The 566-nt window shown below is 41.2% G+C and carries 1 protein-coding gene; it reads right to left on the minus strand.

The features are described 5' to 3' along the window. Positions 1–185: helix-turn-helix domain-containing protein (locus tag ACFIO5_RS13265; RefSeq protein WP_375705664.1), on the minus strand; the 185-nt coding region annotated here is incomplete at its 3' end. Positions 186–566: the final 381 nt, after the last annotated feature.

The raw sequence follows: 566 nt of genomic DNA on the forward strand, positions 1-566 counted from the left end.
TCGGCAATTTCCTGTAAACGTCCTGCACTCACGCGATTTATTCCTTTTTCATACTTTTGGATTTGTTGGAAAGTTATGCCTAAATGGGAGCCTAATTGTTTTTGAGAAAGCCCCATGATGCTTCTTCTGAAGCGAATTTTTTTGCCTACAGAGATATCATTAAAATGTGGATTTTTGGTTCGCACTTTGAAAGATCCCCCACCGGGTGCGAGCGCCCTCGCGTTGGTATTCCGGGGTCTGGAAGCACTGACTCAAAGCAGTCTCTTGCTTTTAGTGCTGAGAAGCACTTGGACATAACAAGAGCCCCCGGAAATTCCGGGATATCCGCAAAAGCGGGCTATTCTTTTTGCTCGGTTTCGGGCTTCCAGGCCCTATTGATCGCTGCGTATACGATCAAAACTACAAGCTCATTCATAGGATAATTTCCTTAAATCGTCAACCAGAGTTACAACAGTTGTTTTGGTTGCTTTTTTCAAAATTTAAACGCAAACCTTGCAATGTGTCTTTCTGTTTTGATGAGATTTTGATCAATTTTCTATGCATTGTTTTTAATCAAAAAAACATTT

This window comes from Bartonella sp. AA86SXKL, from assembly GCF_042196885.1.